Origin of the sequence: Aneurinibacillus aneurinilyticus ATCC 12856 (assembly GCF_000466385.1) — a bacterium.
GTDB classification, from domain to species: domain Bacteria; phylum Bacillota; class Bacilli; order Aneurinibacillales; family Aneurinibacillaceae; genus Aneurinibacillus; species Aneurinibacillus aneurinilyticus.
On sequence record NZ_KE952796.1, the window covers coordinates 1 to 9,027 of the forward strand.

A 9,027-nucleotide genomic window follows, 5' to 3' on the forward strand; every position below is an offset into this window, starting at 1 on the left:
TTTCTTCCACCTTATGGATAATCAACAGGTATGAGTCTAAATAAAAGAAAAAGCACGGATGAAACCAGGTGCTATCACCTGCTTTTCTCCATGCTTGAAGGAACGATTTTATTTTGCAGATACAATATGTTACTTAAAGTTGGTAACCAGTTTTAGGACAGTCTATATACATCTGATTTGATAAATCGACACATTAACTAGACTTGCTCAAAATAAAACACAAAATGTACTATATAAAAAAAGCGAAGCTCCTCCCAAACAGCTTGTAGCTGATTTTCGATCAAATTCAGCTGCGTTTCTGCCCTCACAAAAGTACACGATCTATTTCTTGAACAAACCTATAAAGTCGCTCTATTCTTGTAGCGTTGAATAGTACAGGTCGCCTGATGTTAACAGCACCAGCAACTCTTTTTATTCTTACATTTTCAATCTAGTATTATATCCATTTACTTTTCACCTTTCAAATATAGCCTTACTACTGTTCTCTACTCAAACAACACCATCTGCTCCATCTCTCCGAGTCTATCTATTGATTTTGGCTCATGATCCTGGAAGTAGGCATGATGCAGCCATTTTTCTTTGATCATGACTTTTTTAGTAGGGTCCGCTGATTCTCGTAAGCGACAGCTATAGATAACCGGGAAAAAGTCTTGAAGGAATTTTCCTTCTGCGTGAGCTGTTAGGGCAATGACTTGGAAACCTAGCTGCTCTGCCACGAAGAACACAGGAGTTAAGACGTGGTCACTTGAAGCTTTTCCGAACGGATTGTCTAGGATAACGGCTCTGTGCCGTTTCATATTTGGTTGAATATGTTGCTTTTTCTCGGCCACATAATTCAAGATCCCCAAGAAAAGAGTCATGTTCTTACTCCATTTTTCACCTCCAGACCAAACATTGCTCTGTTCCCAGGAATACGATCTCGTCGTCACTTTGTTATCATTCGTCACTTTACGGCAGTTCACTTTCATCACTTCATTTTTCATGACCATTTGGAGCAGTTGCTTAGATTGAAGCCACATTTCAATTTCTTTCCTTATTTCTCGAGCGTCCTGCATGCCGAGATCAGTAAGAAAACGATCGGATTCTAGCTGTTGGAGGATCCATTCAATATAATCACGAATTCGACTTTTTCCTTCTTCTTCTTCCCACTCTGGAATCGAAAAGTTAAAAATTTGTTTCCAATCACTTTCCACTTTTATCCTGGTTTTTTTAGGGATTTGCTTTAATTCCTCAACCAACGTTTTCAAGTGTGCATGAACCTGATTGATAAATGCTTGAAGCTCTGTATCCTTTTGACGGATATGTTCATTGGCGTAGCTGGTGGCTCTCTCCACGCCTATCAGCATGTTTTTCTTGAAATCGACTAAGTCTGCATAGGTTCGTTTGTGCTCTACACCATTTTCTGCCATTTGTCTCATCTTTACATCTGAAATGGTTTGGCAAAACTGTTTAAAGGATTGCTTTTCTCGATCAACTTTCTCGTTCTCTTCTTTTACCAATCCTCTTGTTTTCTCCAGGTCCCTAATGATAGAATCGACAAATCGTTTACGGTGGTAAGAGAATTCAAGAATTTCTTCTGAGCTTAGTCCAATTGCTATAATATCTGGTGCATTGAAGTAATGTTTCTCAATAAAACGATATAAACTATGCTCTGCTTCTTTAATGGAGGTAAGTTCTTGTTCATTTCTCTTCTTCTCTTGCTCTAGGTAGATTTTTGTTTCTCTGAGCCCTGTTTTTTCTACTTTTAATTGCTCCTTTACTTCTATTAAAGCAGAAGTGAATTCGTAGATGGTTTCATCAGGATAATCTTTTTGGAATTGCTCAATCTTAGTTTGACACTTTCCTTCTTGCTTTTTCTTTGCTGATAATTTTTGCTGTACCTCTTGATTAACAGAGGTAACTTGACGCTCTAACTTCCTTACTTTTGCCCATAAATCCTTCAGCCATTGCTTGCCGTCACCTGGAAATAGGCGATTTTCATCAAGAAGTTGGCTGTGCTCCATTCGAAGTTGATCCAGATCCTTCTGAGTGCGCTCAATGCTCTGCCTTGCGTTTTCAAGTCTGGCATTCCACTCTCCATAACTCACATTGATTTGGCGGATTTTAAACTCTATTGTCCTGATTTTCTCTTGAATTGTCTTTTTATTTTCACCCGTAAACAGAGGAGTTAAAGTTTTGACCTCACTAAAGCTTTCATCTTCTTCCAGAATCTTAAAGTTACTTTTTAAGGAACGAATACGTTCTTCAATTTCTTCTTTATCTTCTATAAGAGTCTCATGGCGATGTTTCACACTATGTACTTCTGTTTGTAGAGCCTTAAGCTGTTCTTTTAGCTGCTGTTCTTTCTGTCTATCTTCCCCTACTTCATGACTATACTGAAGATAGCTATTTCCTTTATCAATCTTCCACTCAAGTCCTTGCTTTTCGTCCTGATAGTTGTCAACTGTATCTTTTAGAAGCGCAAGCTTGGAGCGCAATTCTTCCATCCGTTTGTCTTCTTTTTGAATGCTAAGTGCGAGTTGCTCTAACTGAATCATTAAATTTGAGCGTTCTTCATTTAGCTGCATGATTTTTTCAAAGGAATATTGCTCCATAAACTTGTTAAATGCTTGGAGGACGTTTTCCCAAGTTTTTATTTCCTTTTCTTTTTGCTCCCTTAAAAGGGTCGTGTCCTTTGCACTTTGAGCAATTTCTTCTTTCCATTCCCGGAAAGCTTCGTCTTCCATTCCCTTGTTCCAATGGAGCGGTGTTACCCACGGATGTTTTCCTTGACCCCTATGAATAATAGTCGCTTCTTCTGTCGTGATCACATGGATAGGGAATTGTAATCGATCTGCTACACCCTTTAATTTTTCTCGTAAAAGAGGCTTCGATTTATTTGTTGTAATAAGTGTTAATGACCAAAGCGGGTACCTTTTTTTCTCTTCAAAGTCACTCTTTTCAAGGGACTGCAAATACTCTATCCCTGTGCTTAAATAATCAAACTGATTTTTCCAGGATTTCAACTGAGACTCCACAAATGCATCCGCAAAAAAAATGTTTTGTTCTCCATGATCATCTACAAAACGATACGCAATTCGCTCACGATATAGTAAAAGATTCCTTTTATTTGTTAGCCTCTCAACAGTTTCTCCAAGCCTTGAAGCAATAGTACTTTCATTGTCATATAGACTCTTAAGAATTGCCCATTGAGGACGAACAGAGGCAAGTTTCCTAATCAATTCTTTCTGGTCTTGTTCCATCTCATCAAGCTGATAAAGAACTTTTTCATACTTGAGAGCTCGTTTGCCTTTCTCTTCTTGAAGCTCTTCTTTGTGCCCTTGAGCTTCCTTGCTCTCGATTTGAATTTTTCTTTCCTCCTGATTCAATTGAATAATTTCATTATCCAAAAACTGATAACGCTTGTTCCATTTATTGATTTCTTCCTGCACACGTTCTTGCTTTGGATTCGCCAATAGCTGTTGCTCTAGCTTCTCCAAATCCTTTTTTCGCGTTTCAAGACGACTCTCGATCCTAGAAAGCTCCTTTTGCTGCTTGGCTTCTTGTTCCCACAACCTCTTTAAAGTGTCTTGACTTTGTTGAAGCTGGTCTTTTATAGGATTTAGCTCAAAGGACACCCCTTGTATTTCTTTCTTTACTTCTTCCATTTTTCTCATGAAGAACCCAAGCAACGTGCGTTTGGCCTCTTCCAACTGATCTTCAAGCTCCTGGCGCTCCTCGGTTTGATTTAGTTTTTTCATTTCCTCTTTAATATGCTTCATTTGATCTTGAAAGTTCTTCTGCTCCACCTTAAGCTCCGCCAGTTTGAGAGAGTAGTAGTCAGTTTGATAGCCTTCAAGTTCTTCTTCGAGTTTAGAATAATTAGCAAATTCCTGATTATAGTCATGAATTAGCGTGCGTAGGATTGATTTCTCAAAAGCAATATCGTAGGAAGCAGACTTCACGCCATGCTTACGTTCCCTTCCCTCCCACTCCTCTATTTTCTGTAAAATAGCTATTTGTTCATCTGTCGCCTTTCTTTTCTGCAACTGAGTTTCTTCCCATAGACCTTTGGCTCGTTGCTTTATTTTCTCGTAGGTTAGTTTGCTTTGATGGAGTTGCTCAAATGTTTTAACGAATTTTTCCAATTCCGCTTGAATCCGTTTGTTTTCTTCAATAGTTTCTTTCAGCTTTTTATACTGCTTAAAATTTGTGTACTGCTTTTCAAACATATCAGCAAACATTTTGCTATCGTGGCCAGCAATCGAATTTTCTACAGTGGGAATTAGCAGGCGATTAAACAATTGATTTGTATTTTTACAATCATCGAAGAAGGCTTCCACTCCACCTTCAGAGCTATTTATTTTTATCACACTCTCCCATTCATCTGAAATGATATGATACTGGTCTTCAAGGAAGGTACGATACTCCTTAATGGTCTGAAAAGTATGAGCCAGGAAAGAACGATCACGCATTTGACTATAGTAATCCTGCATTTCACCTCGTTCAGCCGTTCGCTTTCCTTCTTTCCCTTCCCGGACAAAAGGAATTCCATCAATTCCATTCGGATCATTTACTTCATATTCATAAACGTATCGCAACGAGTCTAAGCCTTGCTTGGTGATAAAGAGGGTCACAGCCGTTACCACATATCGTCGCGGTTGATCATTAGTAATCCATTCAATAGCAATATGAGCCGGCGCATTTTCAAGGAGAAGCGTGTTTTTAATTTTTCGCTCCGCTATATCCGTATGGGGAATGATTGCCTGTAGAGCTGTCTGAATGAGAACAGTTTTTCCGCCGCCATTTTCAAGTAAAATAGCGCCGTTATGCCCATCAAATAAGAATAGCTCATCGTTATACCGCTTGTTTCCTTCTTCATAGACAACATTCGTTAACCGAATTTTACTAATGGCTGGCATTCTCTTCCACCCTTTCAAATCCATAAATAAACTCAAAAATCCCCTTGTTATACTCCACTTCCATAAAGAAACGTTGAATAATCGTTTTGGCTTTTTCCGTCAAGGTAATTTCATCATTTCCAATCTCTTGAACCAGATCTTGATCAACTAGAAATCTTTTCACTGTATGTATGAAACTTAAGCGGCTGATCGTATTCCCACTTTGCCTCTTTGCTGTTTCCTTTATATCATCCATGTCCTCCCATTTCTCAATAATTAAAGACCAATTATAAGAAAATTCTTTTTCAAACCCTTTCAGCTCATCCTCATCATAAGATTTCAACTGATTAATCCTCTCCTGGATAAAATGCACCCACTCATCTAAACGAATGAATTGTCTTGTAGGCTCTTGACTTTGATACGTATCATAGAAACGACCAAATAAAACAATGGTAGAAAAATACAAAAGATAAATATCTCCGTTAGTCGCACTGGAACGCAAATAATTACGCTTAATCCAATCATTACTCACATGAAAGGTAGAAAGCTTCGTTTCTGGCACCATAAATATTTGTTCACTTGTAGAAATAATGACACAATCCACTTCATGACTGAAGATGTCAAGTAGGGCGCCAATATCATCATCGGTTTTATATTGCTGAACCGCTTCCATGTCTGCGACCCCCTCTCGTGCTAGTTCCGTATAAAGCTGAAAGGCTTGTATCACTTTTTTCTCAGGATAATTCATCCTCTTCTCCCTCCAATTCCACAATCATTTCTTGAATAGAATACCTCCCTACTTTTTGAATGATCCCTTTTCCTTCTTTTATCGTGAAAATCCGATCTCCAATGAGAGCCAGTGCATCCCCAAGAAGTGTCTTTCCTTCCTGTTCATCCACACTTCCTTGAATAATGGGCGAGCGCTGATGGAGAATCAACCAAAAATCGTAGAAATAACGCTGCTCATATACTGAAGCTTGACCAGTCTCCTCAAGAAAGTCTATGAAGGCAGAAAGCGTGCCACCTCTCTCCATCTCGTATGCGCTCAAGAAAAGTTCCATCAATTCTTTATACTTTCGTATAAGCCCTTTTCGGTATGGATCTCCTGCCTGATCAAGATCCACTTCAATAAACCCTTGTTCAACCTTTTCTTCCCGTTCTTCAGTAATATTTTGCTCAGCTAAAACGGTTAAGGGTGACCATCGTTTATTCTCTTCAACTTTTAAAAAGGGATGCAGCACACCCTTCATAGCCTCTAATGGAAGAGGACTTGACACGATCTGCGAAACTAAATCCTGATCAAAATTAAAGGACTGAATACCTGTATAATAAAGGGATTCTTGGGCTGTAATGAGCGTTGTGTTTTTCAGCGTAAGGGTTTGATCTAACAAACGTGAATGATCATAATGGACCGCTTCAAGCTCCCGATTAATTTTTAGCACATAGCCATAGGTTTTCTTTTCCTTCTGATGCACATCTCGGGAGTAGAGACGCTCTCTCGTTTCTTTTACAAACTGGCGTAACTCCGTGAACTCCTCATCCTCCCGTGAAAGTCGTCCATAAATATCCTCAAGGAGCTGCTTATATCGCTCAAAGGTTTCCTCTGACACAATGCTTCTCTGAATCTCATGCTTCAGCTTTACCATTCGTTCTTGTAACGTCTCCACATCAATTCGCATCTCATTAATTTGTCTAAGGGCTCCTTTAAACTCACCCTTATCCAGTTGTTTTCTTAGAATTAGTTGATTAATGGAAAGCTGGAACTCACTATAAAACTCCTTCGTTGCAAACAGTAACTCAAGCCCATCTTCATCTAACGTATAATATTGGGTATTTGATTTCACATCAAAACTATTCGCTTTCAAGATAGAATATTCGATAGACTGCTCAGTCTTCTCCTCCCAATCATAATAGTGATAACTACGTTTCTTCCCGTCTGTGGGACGAAATGTTTGAATAATGGTTCTTGCAACATCTTCGTATTTATCTTCCGGTAAAATATATCGCTGCTCTGAAATATTTTTTAAAAAAGCGGCCAACTGCTTTACACCTGTTTTGGATTGCCGTATGAGCTTTTGCTCAAAGAAGAACAATAAAGTAAGAAGGCCAAGCCCTTTCATATCAAGACTCGTACCTTCTAAATCCTGTTCACGCTTTCTGTCTAACTCATATAATGTATCAAAAAGAGCAAGCCTTCTCATCCTCTCCCTATAGCCGCTTGTTAACTCATCGATATCAAGGCCTTCCAATCGGACTCCCTCCAAATCTTCTGTAATTCTTCCGTCTTTAATGTTTCCTGGGGATAGTACTTACCTTCAGCCAATAGTTTTCTGATTTTATCCTGCTCTTCAGGAAGAAAGAAGCTCAGAAACAAATTTTGCGCTTCCTCGCTCTCTCTCTGATATTCCTTCCCTTCTACGGCTGTTTTTTCTAAACAAGCACGATAGAAAGGCAAAGCCAGATATGTTGGCTGTCTCTTCGTTAAAGAGTGCCAAATCAACAAACCTTCCCGGTCAATATCACCAAAATAAAAAAACTGGTGGTGGGCATTTAATGGGTATTGAATGGAAAACTGTTCAATGCTCTTAATCACCGATTTTCCACATCCATATATAAGTGTCGAAAATTCAGCCTCCACCAGAGCCGGCAGTAAACCTTGATAGGTTGTCTTATTTTCCACGATAAGGTGAAGCTGAGTAGTGTTTTGAATGTTCGTTGGATTAATGGCAAACATGAGAGGTTCGGAAACTGGAATAATATTAAGCTTATCGAATACGCCAATTTGCTCAAGAAGCTCCTTGCCCCTCTTTTCAACTACCCACTTCTCATCCCCTACTAATTCAAAACTACGTTCAGGGGCAGGAACTTTTTCCGTTGGAAAGGAATATTTCTTTATGTATTCATCCACTTTCTGAATATAGGGTAGGTCACTTTGCCAAATGGAAGGATCTTTGCGGTAATAGGCATCAATATTTATAGACGGATGAAGAACATTTCGGAAGCGCTGGAGCGCCATGTGGTGGTTAGTTGCCAATAATCTCTTATCGATTCGGTACTGCAAAGCAAGGGATGGCGTTCTTGTTGTACGCCCTTTCGACTTAACCATTCCTAATACCTCTTCTGACTCTAAGTTAAGAATGATATTCGAAAACTCTCCGTATGTATCGATATAAGGTTTCATTAGCTCTTCAAGTTGGGTTAAGGTAATTGTTCTTTTTGGGTATATTGATAACAGCTTTTTGATTGTTTCCATTCGATGTGCGCTCCTAAACTTTTACAGAGTTCTATTTTTATTTTACTAGAATGTTAAGAGATTGGAATATAAAAAGCTCATCCATTAATTAAAATGTGGTCTTACCCCTGTCAAGTAGACGGTGTTAAAAAAGTCTATATTTTTTATGTAGCCATCTTTTCTCGATATTCAATTTGGGATAGGTAGCCAAGTTTTTTCTGGAACCGTTCTTTGTTCTAAAAGATAATATATTCCTCGATGAAGTTCGTCTATTGACGTACACTTAGACCTGTACAGCTTCTCTGTTTTGAGATGCGAAAAGAACGATTCGATACAGGCGTTGTCTAGGCAGTTTCCTTTGCGAGAGTGGCTGCCGACCATGCCTACCTGTTCTAATCGCTTGTTGCACGAACGGGACGTGTACTACGAATGGAGTAAGGTTCCGGTCATGTCTGTGACCCCATAGCCATCAAGTTAAGGTTCAAAAGCTGAAAGCTTTTGAACCTTTTATCCATTCCTTATCTACAATCATGATTTTTCTCCATGCCAAAGAAGTCCCCGCATTATCCTTTTTAAAATTCGCCATCAACCAACCGATCAGGCATCAACCTGGCAGAGCTTCCAGCATATCAAAGGGGCTCTTCTTATTCCATCTCTTTGATTTTTTACCATTTTTCCTTATGAGCTCATACAGACCATCAAAAAAGGCTGTGATTTTTTGTGCGTTTTAAACAAGTGAATATAAATATTCGGTAACGCTTCTTTCACAATGTACATGGTTTTATATTCACTGATCTCCTTTTTTCTTTTTGATAAAGGAAACTTCGTATTTTAAACGTAACACTCGATGAAATCAAAATCGACTTCCATACTTTACATAGAATTTCAATTTGCCATCGCAACGAATACAATGCA

Annotated in this window: 4 protein-coding genes and 1 pseudogene; all 5 read right to left on the reverse strand. The window is 38.9% G+C overall.

The annotated features are described in order from the left end of the window. Window positions 1-485: 485 nt before the first annotated feature. A complete protein-coding gene (locus HMPREF0083_RS12795; protein ID WP_021621836.1) occupies window positions 486-4,925 on the reverse strand; it encodes a coiled-coil domain-containing protein in 4,440 nt (1,479 codons plus the stop codon). Beyond that, window positions 4,888-5,628 (reverse strand): DUF6063 family protein, encoded by a 741-nt coding sequence (locus HMPREF0083_RS12800; RefSeq protein ID WP_021621837.1) that lies wholly within the window; start codon window positions 5,626-5,628, stop codon window positions 4,888-4,890. Before HMPREF0083_RS12800 ends, HMPREF0083_RS12795 begins: the two co-directional genes overlap by 38 nt. After that, a complete protein-coding gene (locus HMPREF0083_RS12805) occupies window positions 5,615-7,129 on the reverse strand; it encodes a hypothetical protein (protein ID WP_021621838.1) in 1,515 nt (504 codons plus the stop codon). The genes HMPREF0083_RS12800 and HMPREF0083_RS12805 overlap by 14 nt, the downstream gene beginning before the upstream one ends. Continuing rightward, window positions 7,102-8,133, reverse strand: coding sequence for a Wadjet anti-phage system protein JetD domain-containing protein (locus tag HMPREF0083_RS12810; protein ID WP_021621839.1), 1,032 nt, complete (start codon window positions 8,131-8,133; stop codon window positions 7,102-7,104). Before HMPREF0083_RS12810 ends, HMPREF0083_RS12805 begins: the two co-directional genes overlap by 28 nt. A 143-nt stretch (window positions 8,134-8,276) precedes the next feature. Continuing rightward, window positions 8,277-8,535: pseudogene (locus HMPREF0083_RS29390) on the reverse strand (IS3 family transposase); the annotation flags it as partial. Window positions 8,536-9,027 lie beyond the last annotated feature (492 nt).

Excerpts from the sequence above, each read along its gene's own strand:
- HMPREF0083_RS12795 (WP_021621836.1), bottom strand. The coding sequence starts at position 4,925 with ATGGATTTGAAAGGGTGGAAGAGAATGCCAGCCATTAGTAAAATTCGG.
- HMPREF0083_RS12810 (WP_021621839.1), bottom strand. The coding sequence starts at position 8,133 with ATGGAAACAATCAAAAAGCTGTTATCAATATACCCAAAAAGAACAATT.
- HMPREF0083_RS12800 (WP_021621837.1), bottom strand. The coding sequence starts at position 5,628 with ATGAATTATCCTGAGAAAAAAGTGATACAAGCCTTTCAGCTTTATACG.